This window comes from Shewanella sp. 125m-1, assembly GCF_052977065.1.
This window is the reverse complement of sequence record NZ_JBRILT010000003.1, coordinates 148,736-168,228: the sequence shown is the minus strand read 5'-3', so window position 1 is coordinate 168,228 and position 19,493 is coordinate 148,736. Positions and strand designations below refer to the sequence as shown.

Below are 19,493 nucleotides of genomic sequence, written 5' to 3'. Positions count from 1 at the left end.
TAAAAGCTGTGAAGTGGCGATTGTAAATGATGCTAGCCAACGGTAGTGCAAAAGAAAAGTGCGGACTCAACCGCACCAATACCAATCAATATTATATTATTGAGAACGGAACCAGCCCGTTATAGATAAGCGCTTCGATGGGCAAAAAGGAGCCAAATAGGTGACTGCATGGACATGTTTAACATCAAATAAAGTCATGGAGTTAAATTGTGGTGCCCAAGCATCTCTCGGGGTGCCATCGTCTTGATAAAATTGCAGTAAACCTCCCCAGTCAGGGTGCCACTCTGGACTAAAACTTAATACAAAGGCGAGTATTCGACCCTCATGTTCAACCACATCTCTATGGCGAGTTAAAAAGTTGCCCGGGGTATATTGTGTTCCTTGAGCACTTGCGAGCTTGATATCAGCTCTACCAGATATGAACCTGATCTTTTCAAGCAGCTCCTCGGAATTTAAATAGCGTTTAACGGCATTTAAAGTAGTCGGACTAGATGGGGATATCATATGGCGACCATACCAAAATCCCACACCTTGAGCGGCATCTTGGTATAGATTGTGGAAGAGTGTCTTTTGACTATTGCTAGGCATAGCTCTTAATGCACTATTGCTCGATTCTATTGCTTTGCCAGCTTGAGTATAAGCATGAGAAAACTCCGTGTCATTCGCTAAACATTGCCTAATATCTTGCGCATCTTCAGTAAGCCATATGTTGTTTATTTTTATTCGGTTATCTTTGGAATATTCGTTTTTAATCAGATCCCAATTGAGATCTGGAGAGAATGATTTACTCAAAAAAGCCTCCGACGTTTAAACATCATTTACAGGTTCTGCTAGATTAAAAATACCTGTAGGTTCGGTTCCACAGCAACAATAATCAGAATATATCAGATGTTATGCTTTTGCTTCTATGCTGTTTTGGTATTGTTTCGACATTGTTTGGCTGTTTTTGTTATGATTTTTATTTTGTGGACCTAGGCAAAGATATTGGTTTTCAGTGGCTTTATGACTCAGGGACAAGTCATAGATGTTATCTTTTCAGATAGCGACAGGGTTCTTTATGGCGGTAAGAGTTAAGCGGGTTTTGCAAAGGAGTGATTATGCTTAAACAGAATGTGGAGCTGAGGCTTAAGCGGGTGAGTTACGCGTTAGCTTGGGTCTATTTGTTGCTGCCTCAGCTTAGCTATTCGGCCCCTGCTGCCAATGTAAAAACAACGATCGATAGGGTGGAAACCCCTGACAATGTCAAAGAAAAGTTGATTCTACCCTACCTATTTAGCACCGACTCTATGGGGTTGAACATCGGTGTGGGTGGAATGCTTAGTGGTTACTTTCAAGATCAAATGACTGTCGGTGGCACCGTGTTTGGCGGCGATGTGAGTCAAGGCGCTGGACTTGGAGTATGGAATGTAAAACTGCCTAAAACCGAGCGCTTCTTTTTAAGCGCCTATGGTTTTTTGGGCTATTACCCAGATCAAAGAGCCTATACGGGAGGATCGCGCGAGTTCATCCCGTCGGGTACGCCACTGCCTGGAAGCAATGGTTCCAGTAATCAGCAGTTTTTAGAGGCTGATGGCTCCTCTAATTGGTTCGACATTAAGCTTGAATATGCTCTACCTATAGGGGCGACCAAAGATAAGGGGCGAGTTGAATATAAGTTAGAAAACGGTTTACTCATTTCAGAGCCTAGTGGTGGTAAAGAGTGGAACCCTCTTGAAAGTGGTGCGACGGTAATAGTGCTGCGTCAGTTCAATCGTTATCAAAGTTTTGAGTTTGAAGATGAACCGCTTGACGGCAGTATTCATGCTGTTGAGCTTGGGATCTTATATGACAACACCGATTTCTCGGTCAATCCAAGTTATGGCAGTAGTCAGTACCTTTCTATATCACGAGATGTCTCTTGGCTAGATTCTGATAGTGAGTGGACCTTCATTAATCTCGATATGAGTAAATATTTCTCTTTTGGTGAGTCTGATTGGGCAAGCCAACGAATATTAGCGTTAAACTTTTGGAGCGGCTACTCCCCGTCTTGGGAGCTTGAATATGACGAGCAAGGTGGCCGTAGAATAACCAATGCTGCGCCTTATAATGAAGGGGCTACCTTAGGTGGCTTTTATCGTATGCGGGGTTTCGAGCAAAATCGATTTCATGACAAAGCTGCCATTTATACCAGTGCTGAATACCGGTACACCTTGAGGGCTAATCCAATAGAAGATGTGAATTGGTTAAGGTTCTTACGCTTAGATTGGTTTCAGCTGGTGGGTTTTGCTGAAGCGGGTCGAGTCGCGCCACAGTATAGTGCCAGCGAATTGTTGTCTGATGTAAAGTTTGATTATGGCGTGTCGCTGCGAGCCTTAACTGCTGGGATCGTTATTCGGTTTGATATTGCACACTCCGATGAAGCGACAAATGCTTGGGTGATGGTTGATCATCCCTTTTAACCAATGAAAACCACTAGACGGCTGTAAGTTACCTTCTATTTTTTCGAACGTTTGGTGTACCTTTTAGCGTTATTTATTCTGATTTGTGCTTGTTATGCTACAGTCATTAGAGATTAATGAGGCAAGAATGATGAAGCTGCTAGCACAATATCAAGCGCATAAAGCAATGGATGGTGATGGGGTTAATATCCGCCGAGTCGCTGATTTTAATCAGTTAGGTTTCGATCCTTTTTTGATGATAGATGAAATAAAATCTGATGATAAAAATGATTTTATCGGTGGATTCCCCGCGCATCCGCACCGCGGCATTGAAACCTTCACCTATATTTTAAAAGGTGGTTTTGAGCACAAAGACCAATTAGGTAACGTTAAAGCTATCCGTAGCGGTGATGTACAGTGGATGAGCACAGGCAGTGGCGTGATCCATTCAGAGATGCCATTAAAGGATGCTAATGATGGGCTGCATGGTTTTCAGATCTGGTTGAATATGCCTGCAAAGGACAAAATGCGCCCGGCACGCTATCAAGATACGGCCGATATTGAGTTACCTCAAGCGACTATAGAGGGGGTGTCTTTTAAAGCATTGGCTGGCCGTTGGCATGTTGGCGAGCATAGGTTAAGTTCGCCTTTACAGGGGCTTGCTGGCAGTGCTCAGATAGCGGATCTTATATTTGCACCTGAGGCAAAGAGCGAGCTTGATTTTAGTGTACTTGAGTTAAATGAAAATCGATTTGTGGGGATTTATATCTATGCGGGGTCGCTACAACAAGGTTTACCTGTAAACGGGGACGCTATTACTGAACAGCCAAAGCAGGCATACCAGGCGGGACACATGTTGGTATTAGACAGCCACACTATAGCGCAGTTACAAGCAGGTGATGATGGCGCTGGGATCCTATTACTGATAGGCCAGCCGATAAATGAGACCATTGTTCACATGGGCCCGTTTGTGATGAACACTCAAGCAGAGATCCGCCAAGCGGTTGAGGATTACCAAATGGGACGTTTTGGCCATATAGAATAGTGCTAGACGAACGTTAATCGAAATAAAAATGCGAGCGAGTAAGCTCGCATTTTTATTGTCTAAGCCTTACTATCCGCTTGATAAAAATTGCAAAATTTAGCGAGTTTTTTACAGCTAATTTAACTATGACACGACTTACTCATGACGCGGCTTAATTATGAGACGATTTAATTATGAGACAAGTAGTATGCAAGTCGTTTGATATGGCTTTAGGGAGAGTAAATGGCGCTATGTTTAAATATATTTTCATTACCGAATGAGCATATTCGATTTTTGAAGGCTCACCCGCAAACGTTGGACGCTTATTTACAGGGGCAAAAGCCTCAGGCTGATGTGTTTCAGGAGCGCGGCTCTTTGCTGAGCAAAATCGCCAAGTTGATGGCAGGCTCTGGTGCGCAGTCTTTGCCTAATGATTGGCCTGAACACGAGGCGATGATGATAGGGCCTGATGCAAATCATCGTAATGTGGACCTTTATCATTACATTCTCAATAATACTGAAGAGCGAGTAAAAGGCGCGGGCAGTTTGTTTCAAACCTGGCTGGATATAACGCACCACGATGCGATAAAGATGGATGCTGATAATGAATCATTTGCATTTGAAAGCCATCGCTTACCCGCCTTGGTGTCACTGCTATCAGTACTTGATGAGTGCAGGGTTAGAGACCGATTCGATGCTTGGCTTGCGATACATAATCCCGATTACATTGTGCAGGAGCCTGAGTATCAAGAGATGACTCAGGGGATGGAGCGCTTTAGACGCAAGGTGACTGAGGCTAATACGCAGGACTTTGGCTTAATGTGGGTGACTCAGTAATACTTGATTGGGAACCGTTGCGAGTTTAACGATATTGACAGCTTTGCATGGTGCCAACTATTTGCTTATGCACGCTGTAAGGCTCGATATGGTTACGAGCCGTAATTTTACAATGTAGAGTAATCTAATGAGTCTATTTAAGTTTGGTTTAGCGGCAGATAAATCCGCGACAATTCGCCGAGAGCTAGGTAAAGATGCAGCGGCTTATTTTAACGTCATGCAGGCCGCTGAAGCGTCATTTTTTCGCGAGATAACCACAAAAGAGAACAGATTAAAGCTTGATTGGTTGCAGGTGCGTACTCGTTTAATTACTCGAATTGATGACAGTGACTTATCTAGACTAACTGAATTCAATGTCGAACTTATTCAGAATGTGTCTGCAGAGCAAGATGGCCAATCACGACAGGTCTGTGTGGTTACGCTTGAGTCGCTGCAAGCGGCGATAGCCGATATTGAAGCGCAATCTTGGCTAGGTTTTGATACCGAAACGGCGGCCACCTTTGAAAAGGGGCGACGTAATACTAATCCTATCTCATTGATTCAAATCGCAACTGCCACTCATTGCTATCTGTTTCGCATGCAGTCTGAGAATATAGAACCCTTTAAGGCGGCACTGGCACTGGTATTAAGCAATGAACATCTGCTTAAAATTGGTATCGGCTTGAGACATGATATCAATGCAATGAAGCGAGATTTTGATATTAGTATCACCGCGATACTGGATCTAAATTGGCTGATGAATCAACTTGGTGCACCTAAACAGCTAGGCACACAGCAAGCAGCCGCAACGGTTTTGGCACTTAAGCTGCCTAAAAGCAAAAAGGTGACATTATCAAATTGGGGCAAGCCACTTGCAGAGCCGCTGAGTGAGCTACAACTGCAATATGCGGCGGCAGATACTTTTGTGGCATTGGACATTTTACATTCAATAACAGTGCAAATTGCCCCTTATCAAACACTATGGCCTAAATCGCTGATACAACGTTTAGCCGACTTAACAGGATCTTAAAAGAGAGAGACTTGATGATATATAAAGGTCAATTGGTACGATGGAATGATACGAAAGGATTTGGTTTTATTCGTATTGAGCAGGCTGATGACGTTAATGACTCCAATAATGAAGTGTTTATTCATGTGTCTGCGTTAGGCTTGATACCACGTAGACCCTTGGTGGGAGATAGCATCTCTTTTCAAATACTGACGCAAAAAGATGGTAAGCGCAGGGCGGTAGAAGCGCAGATCGAAGGGCTGACTCTAGCACCGACTAGAGAACGGCAGAAGCTTAATCTGGAGCATCTAAATCTGCAGAAGCTTCATCTGCAAAAGGGGACTTCGCAATCGCAGCACCGAAAGTCGATTAACGGCGTTTTATACCGTATTGGCATTATGCTGGTGGTACTGGCTATTGCGAGCTTTGCCTATAATCGCGTATTTACAAGCACTGGGAATTTACATGGTGCGACAACATCAGGCTTAGCTGCACCATTTTCTGGTGAGCAACAGAGTAGCGCAGGAGAATTGCAGCGCGCTTTTGAGCAGGGGCTGAGTAACCTTCAAGTGCAAAGCTCTGGCGTGGTCAGTAAGGTTCTAGCAGATGATGATAAAGGTAGTCGTCATCAACGATTTATTGTGACATTGCCACACGGGCAAACTGTTTTAGTCGCTCACAATATTGATTTAGCGCCGCGAATAGCGGATTTAAATGTTGGTGATTCAGTTGAGTTTTACGGTGAATATGAGTGGAATGATCGCGGTGGGGTAGTGCATTGGACTCATCATGATCCTAGGGGGCGCCATATTGGTGGTTGGCTTAAGCATAATGGCCAAACTTATCAATAGTTTATTATCTATACGCTCAGTGTCATAGCGGTATGGGAAACACTGGAGCTTGCCGTTAATGTAGTGCCAGATAGTCAAAAGGGGCAAAGCCCTTCAGCTTTTGCCCCTTTTGTTGTTTGCGGTTGTAAGACCCTTTACCTTTCTTTGGTTTTTCAGTGCGCGTTCTAAATAGCGAGCTAGTAACGATTGCCTTTAAAGCGTTATCTTTTATTACGCCGCGACCACTTTCGTGTTCGGTATGCGTTTGCTGGTGATGTTTTGCCATCATATTCTCCAATGGGTTAATTGAATCGATAAAAAAGCACCGTGCGGACAAATTTAAGCTATTGCTAAACTTGTCGTTACGGTGCGATTATACGCTGTTTTTTAATGACGGCGAACATTTATTGTTCACTTTTTAAACCGCACAGTCACTATGGCTCTGAGCTAATGAGCATTAAGCATTAAGCATTAAGCATTAAGCATTAAAAGATCAGCGTGTATAGGTAACCTGCCGCTATCGCCATACCCAAGATAACCGCTAAAAATGCTGCAATCATTTGGTTCTTGAAGATAGATTTAAGCAAGATCACCTCGGTTAAGCTTGCGCCTGCACTGCCAATAATCAATGCCATCACTGAACCTAATGCCATTCCTTTCGCGACTAAGGCTGAGCTTAGTGGGATCACCGCTTCTGCACGAATGTAGAGTGGGATACCAATTACAGCTGCGATTGGAATAGCATACCAAGTACCTTCTCCGGCGTATTTTGCGATTAGCTCTGTAGGAATAAAGCCATAGATAAGCGAACCAACTAAAATACCAATCATTAAGTAAGGCAGTACTTGCTTAAAGTCTTTCCAAGTTGAACGCCATACGCGCATCCAACGACTATCTTCTTTTACCGCTGGAGCTTCGCAGCAGCTACTTGCTTCTACCTGAGTAGAGCAACCACTGCTGACCGTTGCGAGAGCGGGCTCTGAACAGCAACTTGCTTGGGCAACTGGCTCCACTTTTTCAGGTGCTGAGCAGCAAGCGGCTTCAGTGTTAGCTTTTTGCTTTGCTGTATCGTCACAACTTGTACCACAGCTTGAAACCCCCGCAGCTTCATATGCTTCAGGCTTTACGTAACGCTCAAAGCCAAGTTTCTCAAGCACATAACCCGCTGTTACTGAAACCACCATGGCAACGACGAAATAAAATAACGCCACTTTAAAGCCAAAGGTCACGATAAATAGGCCAATAATAATGGGGTTCAATAATGGGCTTGAGAACAAGAAAACCATCATAGGACCAAAGCCCGCTTTTGCTCTTAATAGACCCTTTAAGAAAGGGATCGTCGAGCAGGAGCAAAATGGCGTTATCGCACCGAGTAGCGCTGCAATAACATAGCCTTTGCCTTTCTTTGAACTCAAAATCGACTGGATCTTTTCTGGAGGAATATACTCCTGTAGTAATCCGACGATATAGCTAATCGCGATAAATAGTACGGTTAACTCAGCTGCAAGGAATAGAAACATTCCGGCTGACTCTTTTGCCATTGCAATGATTTCAGGGCTCATGGTGTTTACCTCTAGATTCTTTGTTTGTTATTTCCGGAATAACCGAAATAATAAGTTGGGCAAATAATAATCCGATTTGAAAAAGTGTCAATCATTATTTCGGTAAATGTGGAAATGATTTTATGGCAGTCTAGTCGTCAGTGACGTGCTTGTCGCGGTAGTCGTTATTCTCTATGATTAAAAAATAATGCAATTTAGGACGTTAGCATGCTTGACGCGATATGTTTATTCGATGAGTCGAATCCTATCACTTACTCTATATTTAAGTTTCAAAAGCTCAGTGAGTTAGATATCGAGCAATATCGTCAGGCATTGATATGTCCTGCTTGCGCAGGTAAAGCCTATTACCGTAAAGCATCTAAAGATGGTAAGGCCGCCTGCTTTGGTTCGCGCTATCACCAGACTGGTTGCCGCGAATTCAAACCTTCTGCGGCTAAAGAGCGCGAAGAGCAGCATGCCGTTGAGGTGAATCAGATATTAGCTGATAGCGATGCGATGATGATTGATTTTAGTCGCCATCCGCGATCATTTAAGTCTATGACAGATGAGCGAGCATCGTTAAACACCAAGGCAGATGTTGCCTTATCTACGGGGAAGAAACCGCTTGATGAAGCGGATTTTCAGCCCAGCGTGGGATCTGAGCTGCAAACACAGACGCAAGCTGTGAGTCCGTCACCCAGTGACGTCGCTGCTCATTCTTCCACTGTTGAAAAGCGTATTGTCAGTGAAGGCCTAGAGAAGATATTGCACAGCTTAATGCGTGGCAGTGAGCTGGCCAGTTCAGAACTGTGGGTTTATACCGATCAGAAATACCGCTGGCGCGCCAAGAACCTATTCGTCAATTTTGCCGATGCCGAGCCAACAGAAAATGGCTCTCCTAGAATGTACTGGGGCACCATTTCCCATATGGATAAAGAGGGGCTTTGGTTTAACCCTGCTGATAGCAAAGACGTTGGGATCCCAATTGATAATATTGCTAAAGCATTACAGCAGCGCTTTGGGTTAACTGAAAGGCGAGATTTCGAGGGCGCAGGCATTATCTTATTCGGTAAATGTTTTTGGAATAAAGCTAAAAACCGAAAAATTATTCAATTGTGGGGTAAGGACTTAAATCGTATTTTTATTTCTAAATCGGAAGAGGGCGAATAGTCCAAATTGATGAAATGTAAAACCCGCTGGGATTAGGCAAAGATTTCGGTATTTTTAAGTCAAAATTGGCTGTAATTTGTCATTGGCGTCAATATTGTTAAAGTTAATATATTCAATGGCTTGCGATTTTTACGTCAGTGGTGCTTATAAAAATTCACTCAATGGGGATATTTATTATTGACTCAAAGGCCAATGGGGATTATTTTCTGCGCGATGTTTTTACTAGGGGCCCCAAAATAGCCCGTAAAATTCAAGGTATCGGCAGGTATCTCAACGGTAAAGCAGCAATTAAACTTCGCAAATAATTGCGTGAGTTTGGTGATTAATTGCCATTTTGGCACTTTATTATAAGGACGTTAGCGCATGTCTGAACCGACAGCCTTAAGTCTTATCCCACCTGTGGTGGTATTGGTGTTAGCGATTGTGCTACGCCGCCCAATTCTTTCTTTGATTATCGGTGCATTAGTTGGCTTGGCTATGTATGAGCCGCAGAATTTACTGACTAATTTTGCTGATACCTCTTTGTCTGTTATGACCGATGAAACCATCGGCTGGCTGATCCTTGTGTGTGGTGGCTTTGGTGCTCTGATTGCTCTGCTAGTGCGTACCGGTGGCTCGATGGCGTTTGGTCGTCATGCATTGAAGTTTGCCAAAGGGCAAAAGTCATCACTGTTTATGACCTTTATTCTTGGGGCGGTTATCTTTATTGATGACTACCTCAACGCACTAACGGTTGGCTCAACCATGAAGCGGGTCACCGATAAGTTTAAAGTGTCTCGTGAGATGCTGGCTTATGTTGTGGACTCAACCGCAGCACCGGTTTGCGTATTGGTACCGCTATCTACCTGGGCAGTATTTTTTGGTGGTTTGCTTGTCGATAACGGCATAGCGGCTGAAGGCCAGGGCATTGCTGTTTATATGCAGGCCATTCCTTATATGCTGTATGCATGGTTGGCTGTGGCTATGGTGCTATTGGTGATCTTAGGGATCGTGCCTGCATTTGGCCCAATGAAAAAGGCGCAAATTGCAGCGGCTAAAGGTGAGCCAGCGATTAAGCAGATGGACTTAGATGAAGTGCAAACTTCTGACGAGTACGCATTAAAAGCGATTGAAGATGAATTTAAGCATGCCGACGATGGCGGCAAGCTACATAACTTCTTTGTACCAATCATCTTGTTGGTCGGCTTTACCGTCTATTTTGACATCGATGTGCTTAAAGGTCTGATTGCTACACTTGCAGTTACCTTGCCGTATTATGGTCTACAAAAGCTGATGCCACTGTCAGAGATGATGGAGCAGATGATTGATGGCTTTAAAAATATGCTACCAGCAATTGGTACCGTAATTGCAGCATTCATCTTTAAAGATGTATGCGATAAATTGATGCTGCCACAATATGTCATTGAGAGCTTAAGCCCGTTTATGACGCCGCAACTATTGCCAGCCGTGGTGTTTTTAACCATGTCGGTTTTGGCCTTTGCGACAGGTTCTAGCTGGGGTATTTTTGCGGTATCAATTCCGATTGTGATGCCACTGGCTCAGTCAGTCGACGCCAATATTCCATTGGTGATTGGTGCACTTTTATCGGCATCATCATTTGGTAGTCAGGCGTGTTTCTACTCTGACTCCACGGTGCTCGCGGCGCAAGGCTCAGGTTGTAACTTAGTGAGTCATGCGGTGACTCAGTTGCCTTACGCATTACTCGCCGCAGGCATGACTTTTGTTGGCTTCTTATTGCTGGCATAAGCCTTTAATCGCGTAATACGTCATTTGGTTATTATTTTAAAGGGCTGCACTCAGGTGCAGCCCTTTTTGTTGTCTATTAGACTATGCAGCTTGAATTTTAACCACCTCGATAACTATTAATTAATTTCACGTATCGGAGTTTGGCTCAGCAATACTGCTGGTACATTTGTTGGCAAATTTAACTTTACACACATAAGGTTAACAAAAATAAGGCAAAGTGTTGACGTTGCTTAACAATGCTGTAGATTTGTTGCTTAGTTAAGGGTAGCTACCTTGGCTTAAAAATTAGAAGACTCAACAAAATTGAATGAATTGAGTTCGCAATTAACAAAGGGAATGTTGAATATGACGTCAATAAGCAGTTTATCTAAAGCTGTCAAAGTTGCATTACTCGCAACGACAAGTGCAGCGTTAATGACAAGTGCTGGAGCTTATGCTGAAGAGCAAGAAGGCGATAGTATTGAAAGAATCGAGGTGACAGGATCAAAAATCAAGCGAATTGGTCAACTGTCTCCAACTCCTGTAACTGTGATTACAGGTGCAGATATGATGGATATGGGTATCACAAACGTTGCTGATATCTTGAATAAACTTCCATCATCAACTGTTGGTATCTCTCCAGAGACTTCTAACAATACTATTTTTGCCAATGGTCTAAACCAAACCAATCTACGTGGCCTAGGGACAGATCGTACACTTGTATTGGTTAACGGTCGTCGTTTTGTTGCTGGTTCAAATGGTGACTCTGCAGTCGATTTGAACACCATTCCCACAGCAATGGTTTCTCGCATTGAAGTGATTACTGGCGGTGCATCTGCGGTATATGGTTCAGATGCGATTGCTGGTGTAATTAACATTATCACTCGAACAGATATTCAAGGTGTTGAGCTTGATGTCTCTTATACGCAACCTGAACAAAGTGGCGGCGAAGAGGGACAGTTCTCGTTAACTGCAGGTGGTAACTTCTTAGACGATAAATTGTCGACAGTATTTAACTTTACTTATGCGGAGCAAAAAGAGCTACGCCCAACTGACAGGGACTTTTTGGATAACCCTGTTACTAGTATCTATAACCCTGATGAATCTGAGGGGGCACCGGCACGTATTCCATATGTGGGGCGTAAGCCACTATCATGGATCAATGAGGCGGGTACTTTCTTTGGTGGTGATGGCGGTCAATATACTTTCGGCCCAGATGGTTCGATGAAAGTATTTGATTATGGTGAAGGTTTAATCCCAGGTCCAGGTACTAACGGCAACTATTGTGGCCCAAGTTGTGAAGGTTATGACCCAGTTGATTACGGTCTAATACGTACGCCGCTAGATCGTAAGGTATTTACGCTAAATACCGACTACGAAATTAATGATGAACACAAGATCTTCACTGAAATCACCTATGTTGATTATACCTCTAACGGTGAAAGTACCCCAGTATTCCATACGTGGAATCCTATCATGGCTGATAACGCTTTCTTACCACAAGCAACTCAGGAACTGATGGCTGACACCGATATGGATTATCTTAACTTGTATCGTATTGATAAAGAGTTTGGTAGCCGTACTTATAATCAAGACCGTGAAACAATGCGCTTCCTCGTCGGTATTGAAGGTGTGATTAGCGATGATTGGGATTATTCTTTTCATGCTCAACGTGGTCAGCTAAAAGAAACCACGCTATGGAAAGGTCAAATATGGGATGAGCGTTATGAGCAGGCTAAAGATGCTATCTTAGTTGATGGTGAAATAGTTTGTCGTGATGCCGATGCTCGTGCAGCGGGTTGTGTTCCTATGAACTTACTTGGTGAAAACCAAGCAAGTCAAGAGTCTATAGATTGGGTTGGCACAAGTGCAGGCCAGACTGCCAAGACAACACAGACTAGTGCTGGTCTCGTTGTTAGTGGTGCACTATTTGAGCTGCCTGCAGGTTATGTCAGTGCAGCATTCAGTGCTGATTACCGTAAAGAAGAGTCTGAAACTAATCCAGATCAAGCGTTAGTTGACGGTACAATTTTTGGTAATAGTGCCAACCCAATGCGTGGTGAGTATGATGTTACTGAATTTGCAGCTGAATTTAATATTCCTTTATTATCAGATATGTTCCTCGCACATGACTTAGCGCTTGATTTGGCTTATCGTTGGATGGATTACAGCACAGCAGGTCAAGATGATGCATGGAAAGTGGGTTTAAACTGGGCTCCAATTGAAGATCTGCGTCTACGAGCGACACGTTCTAAATCAGTTCGAGCACCAAATATTGGTGAGCTATTTAGCCCTGCAGGGCAGACATTTGAAAGCTTTACAGATGTTTGTGACAAGATTAACGTTGAGCTAGGCCCTAATGATAACCGTAAGGCAAACTGTCAGGCTGCAGGTTTGCCAGATGGGTGGAATCCATCAGATTCTTGGTACTTAAGTAACCATCCAGGAAGCAATGCTGGTAATCCAGATCTTAAGGCTGAAACGTCACACGATTACACAATTGGTGCTGTTTATACGCCTAATTATCTTGAAGGTTTCTCTATCACAGTAGATTACTGGGCATTTGAGATCTCAGATGCAATTGAATACATAGATGTCAGTACAGCAGTTCGTTATTGCTACGACTCAGAGTCACTAGATAACGTATATTGCAGCCGATTTACTCGTGATGCCGCGACTGGTGATATTGTCGATTTCGTTCAGAGCCCTGTTAACTCTGCGTCGTTTGATGTAAAAGGTGTCGACATTGAAAGCCAATATGACATTCCAACTGATAGCTTTGGTGACTTTAAAGTTCATGTTATTGCGACTTACCTAGAGCAGTGGCAAACAAACCCGACAGGTTTTGCTGATGATCTACAGGTCGATGTTGGTGAATACACAGATCCACGTTGGAAAGCGATGTTTAGCTTAGGCTGGAAGTACGATGCACTAAGTCTAGAAGCACGCTCTAACTATCGTCATTCTGCAGTTGCGAGTAATGACTGGAAGCCTGAGAACAACAACTATAACGATATTCCATCGAGTACTGTTTGGGACTTCACAGGTTCATATGCCTTTAATGATGCTCTATCTTTACGCTTCGGTATATTGAATGCCTTTGATCTAGCGCCACCACGTAACCCATATGTTTATGATGGTGACGGCTATTACGACACAACAGGTCGTGCATTCTTCCTAGGTGCAAACTATAAGCTTTAATATTATTAAATAATTAGTTAGTCATATCGTGCTGTAAAAAGCATTGATATTATTAAAAGCCAGTAGCGATTCGCTGCTGGCTTTTTCATTTCTGTCAGTAAGAGTTTGTCATCAATGATACTGCAGGCTCCCCACTGCTATGCAGCAGATATGGTCGTTACTGAGTCATGTTTGCTTCTCTTACAAAGTGTAAGAAAGTCGCAGGAAAAGTACTCGCTGTAGAGATTGAGCGACAGGCTATAGCTTCAGTGTAGTTAGCAATATTGTTCTCTTTGAATGTAAATCCTTTTATCTAAGTTAGTGCGAGCTTTCACATTGGAGGCTTCCATTAGATTTAGAATTGGTATTTTTAGCACTCACGCTAGGCTGCTAATTGAACTTAAAGGTATCCCTAAGCAGCTCGATCAATGCTCGGCTCTTCTCTGGTAAAAACTGCCTAGAAGCATAGATTAAGGTGAGTTTGATTTCTGGCAGCTTTTCTTTGGGTAACACTGCGAGCAACTCGCCTGATTTAAGCGCATCTTGGACTAAGATGGTTGGCAATAGGGCGACGCCTTTGTTACTGCTTGCCATGTGCTGAATTAAGCGTAAATCGTCAGAGCACAGCCTAATAGTGAGGTTGTCGGGGAGTGATGCAAAATTATAACGGCTCACCATGATAGGGTGCTTAAACAAGTCGTCAAAATCGACTATAGGCTCATGATTTTGCAAGTAATCAGCAGACGCGACTAAGCTACTCGGGAATCGCAATAGAGTTTGCTGTACATAATCCTCATTTATCACCTTAACCCCATCGGGTAAGATCTGGATATCGACGTTGTCTCGTTTAAGGTCGACACTTTCCTGACAATGCAACACTTCTAATAATACATCTGGAAACTGCTCAAGATAATTATCGATCAATAGGCTGAACATATTAGAGGTAATAAGCGCGGCGGGAACGGCGACTCTTAATACCCCTTGCAAAGACTTTTGCTGATTACTGAGTAACTTTGCCGCCTGCGCCACGCCACTTAATGGCTGATTAATTTGCTGGTACAACAAGCGACCATTTTCTGTGAGCTCTATTTGGCGTGTGGTGCGAATAAGTAATTGGCAACCCAAAGCCTTTTCCAGTTCTTGTAAGCGCCGGCTTACTTTCGAACGCTGTAACGAATGCTGTTTTGCTGCAGCGCTGATCCCTCCATGTTGAACAGTTAATACAAACAGGTGTAGATCATCCATGCTAATGTTCATTGTCCTACCTATAGGTTGTAAATGCGCTATTTGTCATTCTATTTAATCTAATTAGCAATATCTATAATACTTGCCCCTCAGATCGACCTTGGACTTATCCATGCAAACCGCAGAACATGCTTTTCGTCGTTGGATGCAAAGCCTCATTATTCTATTTATTATTTTTATTGGCTATATCGTTATTGCTGATCGCTATGCTCCACTCACCACTGAAAGCCGGGTGCAAGGCTATGTGGTTCAAGTCGCAGCAGAAGTAACAGGTACTGTGGTGGACGTTCAGGCTGAGAATAATCAAAAAATGCGTAAAGGTGACCCGCTTTTTAGCATTGATGACCGTAAATACCGATTGGCAGTGGAAAAGGCGCAGTTAGCGCTAGAGCAGGCGAGCGAACAAGAAGAGGCTATGTATGCCAAGGTTGCAGTGGCTGAAGCTAATGTTGCGACTAATCAGGCCGCTTTTAAAAATGCCAATAGCGAATTTAACCGAATAAATAAATTGGCAAAGCAAAAGTTAGTTTCGGCGTCGATGCTGGATAATTCGCTGGCTAACAATAATGCCTCGCTATCGAATCTGCATGCTGCTAAGCAGGAGTTGCTCGTGTTAAAAGTGCAGTTAGGTGGACTTCCAGGGCAAAGTAGTGGCGTTCGCGCCGCACAAAATACATTAAAGCAGGCGCAATTAGACCTTTCTCATACCCAAGTGTTTGCCCCTAGCGATGGTGTGGTGACCAACTTGCAGCTCAAAGTGGGCAGTACCGCCAATGCGAACATGCCGCTACTGACATTTATTCCCACTGATTCGCTTTGGGTTGCGGCGGATTATCGAGAAAAAGCGGTTGCGAATATTACCCCTAAAACAAGCGCACTGGTGGCATTTGACGCGTTTCCGGGGCGTGTCTTTAGCTTCAATGTGCAAAGCCGTGACTTTGGTGTCGCCGCCGCGCAGCAAAGCCCTAACGGCCAGCTGACTCATGTGGAAGTTAATAACCGCTGGGTACGTGATGCACAGCGAGTCAGAATTAACTTAACCAGCCACAACCCTTTACCACAACCGCTATTTGTTGGTTCTCGCGCTACAGTCGTATTGTATCCAGAAGACAATATTGTGTGGGGATTTCTGGCTAAGGCTCAAATTCATATTGTGAGCTTACTTCATTATATCTACTGATTTTAAGTCAACATTTACTGAGTTTAAGCCAAGGTTTACTGATTTTAAGCCGTGCAAGGGGGGCTGGTTGTGCAACGAAAAACATTAATAAAGACTCAACGGATCTGGTTTGGTTGTGTGTTTGGCTTGGCTGTTACCTTAGTGTTTGGCTGGTCAAACGGCATGTTTGCCGCGCTGTTACCCATGTTTGTCTTAACTCAAATTGATAGGTGGAACACAGGCATCATAGTGCAGCTTATTTTGGGGGTAACTTGGGTCTGTTTACAGGTCACTTTTATTGTTGGATTTTTCCAGCCTTACCCACTATTAATGACCCTAGCTGTAGCGATTATGATGATGTTTAAGTGTATCGCCATGACCCATAAAAGCAGCTACCTTTTTGGTTATATTGGGCTATTAATGGGCTCGATTTTGCTTAACTTTGGCAGTTATCAAGGCTTTGACTTAGAAGATTTTGTAATGGGGTTACTTGCTTCTGCCCTGCTAACTGGGCCCGTTGTCGCTCTTGCATTCTATCTATTTCCTGAGCCTGTCACTAAACAGGCTTTACCCAGCTTAGACAGCAATAATGGCGCTCGGGCGCATATCGATAATCAACGCAAAGATCATGTAGGCATGGTGAGGCAAGCCGCACTCGGCTGGATTATTGCCATGGCGGCATTTATCCTGTTTCAAGTGGCAGATCTCAATGATTCCTTATCGGCTCAAGCTTCTATTTTTATTGTACTGGCGCCGATGACTTTTATTGGCTCTATGGCGGTAGCTAAAATCCGTATCATCGGCACATTTTTAGGTTGTTTAGCAGGTTTAGTGCTGCAGTTAACTCTCTATAGCTTAGCGAACAACATGCTGCTATTTTTGCTGGGGTACGCCATTGCAGCCGCTATATTTTGCCGCTGGCTGGCAATCGGAGGTATCAAAGCGGGGATCGGTTTTTCGGCGATGTCGGCACTGACGGTGCCGCTAACAAGTGCTTTTATTCCTGAGCAGCAAGATGCATTTTTCTCTATCTGTTACCGGTTTAGTTCAATCGTCGTGGCCGTGATTTTGACCTCGGTAGTGATTTGGATTGTTCATCACTTTTTAGTACGGATAATAAAACCCAATTCTTTAGGGGTGAAGGCGAGTTAGGCGATAGAGCATTGCGGCGATAACAAGGGAGTTTTATGCTCCCTTGCTACTTGCGGATCTAAGGCTGGGCTGTGACTAATGCGTCATTGCCATTGTGATTAGGAGGCTGGATTAACTCATCTTTTGCCGCTAAAAATGCGAACACCCCCCAGAGTACTGCACAAATAGCGCAGATGATTAATGGCAACTGCCAACTTGCGGTTTGTTCGTGTAGCTCGCCAATTATCATAGGGCCTGTGGCTGCCAACAGATAACCTAAAAACTGCGCCATACCTGATAACGTCGCAGCCTGGTGTGCACTAGCGGTACGCAGGCTTATTAAGGCTAATGCTAGAATAAAGCCACCTCCAGCACCAAAGCCAAATAACATACCCCAAACCATGGCAAACTCAGGTTTCAGTAGCAGCCCCATAATGCCAATAAATGCCAAAAATGTTAGGCCAAAGCTGAGCAAGCGTTTGTCTTTAAGCTTACTCATAAACGGAATTAATACTAAAGCGGGTACCGCTGTGAACAGTTGCAACATGCCATGGATCACCCCCGCCTCATGATGGCTGTAACCGCAGTCGACTAAAATTGTCGGCAGCCAACTGATAAAGATATACATCAAGAAAGAATTTAAAGCCAAAAATAGCGTGATCTGCCAAGCGCTAACGTGACGCCATAAGTAACTATGGCTATCGAGCGCCTGCGTGTCTTTGCTTGGTGGTGTGTGGTTACGCATCTGTGGCAGCCATACCAAGATCGCGATAATCGGGAATATCACTAAACTACCCAATGAAAACGCCCAACTTGGAATAAAACTTATCGATAACTGTTCAGCCATATCGACTAACGGTATCGCTAAGCTCGCACTCATTGCTGAGCCCGCGCCCATCATCAATACGTACATCGAGGTCATGGTGGCAATTTTAGTTGGAAAGTCGCGCTTCATTAAGCTTGGTAGTAGCACGTTAGCAAAGGCGATACCGGCACCTATGATGACGGTTCCGAGAAAAAGAGTGCTTGATGAACCCAAAGACCTGACTGTTAAACCGATAAGAATAAACAATAGCGATAGCATGAGCGCTTGCTCAAGACCACGCTTGCGTGCAAGTTTGGAGGCAACGGGTGAGAAGAAAGCAAAAGCTAACAAAGGCAAGGTGGTCAACATTCCTGCCTGTGTTGCAGACAGGTGCAAGTCTGTTCTTATGGCGTCAAGTAAAGGGCCAACACCCGTAATAGGGCTGCGTAAGCTAATGGAGATTAATAACACACCAAGCAGTAAAAATGCGCTGCTGGCAACACGAGAAGGATGCGATAACGTCATAATAGGCACCTTTTGAGAATATGAAAGTGCGATAGCTTACGCTTCTAAATGCTTGCTGTATTGAGCTATAGTGACTCTATGTTGCTAAAAACGGTCATGCTATGAAGTTCGGTACGCCCTCACTACCGGAGTTTGACTCCGACAATTACCCTCAACCTGTGGTGGCACTGCGCTTAGTCGGGGAAGAAGAAGATGCTGAAACTCCGTTTCATCAGCATCGAAAGTGTCAATTGGTACTCGCACTGAGTGGCTTTGTAAAATGTAAAATTGATGACGCAATTTGGATTGTGCCACCCAATTGTGCTGTTTGGATCCCAAGCCAGGTGCCTCACTGCAATCAGATCTCGAAAAACGCTAATGTGTGTATGTTGTTTGTCGACCCTGATGTCGCTGGCATGCCTGATCGCAGTTGTACTTTATCTGTGACTCCTTTAATCAGAGAGCTCATTGCTCATTTGACGCTTGTTGAACAACATTATCCGCAAAATAGCTCAACCGACAAATTGGTGGGAGTGCTTATCGATCAGCTGCGGACTATGCCAACACAGCACTATGACTTTCCTATCCCGACTGAGCCGAGATTGAAATCCATTGCCAATGCCTTGATTACATCGCCAGAAGATAGGCGCACAGTAGCGCAATGGGCGGGACAATATGCGATGAGTGAGCGCACGCTTGCGCGTTTAGTTAAGAGTGAAATCGGTCTTAGTTTTGGTCGTTGGCGTGGACAGCTACATATTGTTTTAGCTTTACAAAAACTGGCGACAGGCGATTCGGTGCAGCGTATTGCTGAAGAGCTAGGTTATGAGTCTGTTAGTGCGTTCATTACTTTTTTCAAAAAGACGTTGGGCCAATCACCTAAGCAATATATGAAACTAAAAGATTAGTCGCTCGATAAGTGCAATTGCTTAGGGCG

General features: G+C 43.9%; 16 protein-coding genes. 11 read left to right on the top strand and 5 right to left on the bottom strand.

The features are described 5' to 3' along the window. Nucleotides 1-96 precede the first annotated feature (96 nt). Nucleotides 97-792: a 2OG-Fe(II) oxygenase gene (locus ACVBIK_RS02820; RefSeq protein ID WP_447159455.1), complete on the bottom strand. Its 696-nt coding sequence runs from the start codon at nt 790-792 to the stop codon at nt 97-99. A 305-nt stretch (nt 793-1,097) separates the two neighbouring features. Here ACVBIK_RS02820 and ACVBIK_RS02815 point away from each other — a divergent pair, with 305 nt between their 5' ends. From ACVBIK_RS02815 to ACVBIK_RS02795, 5 genes are all read left to right on the top strand, one after another. Then, complete coding sequence (locus tag ACVBIK_RS02815; protein WP_447159456.1) at nt 1,098-2,438, top strand: BamA/TamA family outer membrane protein; 1,341 nt, start codon at nt 1,098-1,100, stop codon at nt 2,436-2,438. 130 nt (nt 2,439-2,568) lie between these two features. Further along, nucleotides 2,569-3,462 carry a pirin family protein gene (locus ACVBIK_RS02810; protein ID WP_447169070.1) on the top strand — a complete coding sequence of 298 codons (894 nt, stop codon included), beginning with the start codon at nt 2,569-2,571 and terminating at the stop codon, nt 3,460-3,462. 222 nt (nt 3,463-3,684) lie between these two features. Beyond that, entirely contained in the window at nt 3,685-4,278 is a 594-nt protein-coding gene (locus ACVBIK_RS02805; protein ID WP_447169052.1) for a hypothetical protein, read from the top strand. Between the two features lie 127 nt (nt 4,279-4,405). Further along, the gene (locus ACVBIK_RS02800; protein WP_447169051.1) at nt 4,406-5,287 is read left to right on the top strand and encodes a 3'-5' exonuclease; all 882 of its coding nucleotides are present in this window, start codon (nt 4,406-4,408) and stop codon (nt 5,285-5,287) included. 14 nt (nt 5,288-5,301) lie between these two features. After that, complete coding sequence (locus tag ACVBIK_RS02795) at nt 5,302-6,117, top strand: DUF3465 domain-containing protein (RefSeq protein WP_447159579.1); 816 nt, start codon at nt 5,302-5,304, stop codon at nt 6,115-6,117. Nucleotides 6,118-6,172: 55 nt separating this feature from the next. Here ACVBIK_RS02795 and ACVBIK_RS02790 read toward each other — a convergent pair whose 3' ends face one another. Beyond that, on the bottom strand, nt 6,173-6,382 hold the full coding sequence (locus tag ACVBIK_RS02790; protein ID WP_447159459.1) for a ribosome alternative rescue factor ArfA: 210 nt from the start codon (nt 6,380-6,382) through the stop codon (nt 6,173-6,175). Between the two features lie 199 nt (nt 6,383-6,581). After that, nucleotides 6,582-7,658: a permease gene (locus ACVBIK_RS02785; protein ID WP_447169050.1), complete on the bottom strand. Its 1,077-nt coding sequence runs from the start codon at nt 7,656-7,658 to the stop codon at nt 6,582-6,584. Nucleotides 7,659-7,865: 207 nt separating this feature from the next. Between ACVBIK_RS02785 and ACVBIK_RS02780 the strand changes: the two genes are divergently transcribed. The 3 genes from ACVBIK_RS02780 to ACVBIK_RS02770 all read left to right on the top strand — a co-directional run bounded on the left by ACVBIK_RS02780 (nt 7,866) and on the right by ACVBIK_RS02770 (nt 13,733). Further along, on the top strand, nt 7,866-8,807 hold the full coding sequence (locus tag ACVBIK_RS02780) for a hypothetical protein (protein ID WP_447169049.1): 942 nt from the start codon (nt 7,866-7,868) through the stop codon (nt 8,805-8,807). Between the two features lie 363 nt (nt 8,808-9,170). Next, the gene (locus ACVBIK_RS02775; protein WP_447159462.1) at nt 9,171-10,553 is read left to right on the top strand and encodes a Na+/H+ antiporter NhaC family protein; all 1,383 of its coding nucleotides are present in this window, start codon (nt 9,171-9,173) and stop codon (nt 10,551-10,553) included. 345 nt (nt 10,554-10,898) lie between these two features. Next, on the top strand, nt 10,899-13,733 hold the full coding sequence (locus tag ACVBIK_RS02770; protein WP_447169048.1) for a TonB-dependent receptor domain-containing protein: 2,835 nt from the start codon (nt 10,899-10,901) through the stop codon (nt 13,731-13,733). A gap of 369 nt (nt 13,734-14,102) precedes the next feature. On the opposite strand, the gene ACVBIK_RS02765 is transcribed toward ACVBIK_RS02770, so the two are convergent. Further along, nucleotides 14,103-14,969 carry a LysR family transcriptional regulator gene (locus tag ACVBIK_RS02765; protein WP_447162973.1) on the bottom strand — a complete coding sequence of 289 codons (867 nt, stop codon included), beginning with the start codon at nt 14,967-14,969 and terminating at the stop codon, nt 14,103-14,105. A 100-nt stretch (nt 14,970-15,069) separates the two neighbouring features. Here ACVBIK_RS02765 and ACVBIK_RS02760 point away from each other — a divergent pair, with 100 nt between their 5' ends. Together ACVBIK_RS02760 and ACVBIK_RS02755 are read left to right on the top strand one after the other, a co-directional pair. Beyond that, nucleotides 15,070-16,137, top strand: a complete 1,068-nt coding sequence (locus tag ACVBIK_RS02760; RefSeq protein WP_447159465.1) for an HlyD family secretion protein — start codon at nt 15,070-15,072, stop codon at nt 16,135-16,137. 69 nt (nt 16,138-16,206) lie between these two features. Continuing rightward, a complete protein-coding gene (locus tag ACVBIK_RS02755) occupies nt 16,207-17,268 on the top strand; it encodes a DUF2955 domain-containing protein (RefSeq protein WP_447162972.1) in 1,062 nt (353 codons plus the stop codon). 58 nt (nt 17,269-17,326) lie between these two features. On the opposite strand, the gene ACVBIK_RS02750 is transcribed toward ACVBIK_RS02755, so the two are convergent. Continuing rightward, the gene (locus tag ACVBIK_RS02750) at nt 17,327-18,577 is read right to left on the bottom strand and encodes an MFS transporter (RefSeq protein WP_447169047.1); all 1,251 of its coding nucleotides are present in this window, start codon (nt 18,575-18,577) and stop codon (nt 17,327-17,329) included. 101 nt (nt 18,578-18,678) lie between these two features. On the opposite strand from ACVBIK_RS02750, the gene ACVBIK_RS02745 reads away from it, so the two are divergent. Beyond that, nucleotides 18,679-19,464 (top strand): AraC family transcriptional regulator, encoded by a 786-nt coding sequence (locus ACVBIK_RS02745; RefSeq protein ID WP_447159468.1) that lies wholly within the window; start codon nt 18,679-18,681, stop codon nt 19,462-19,464. The last annotated feature ends 29 nt before the right edge of the window (nt 19,465-19,493 follow it).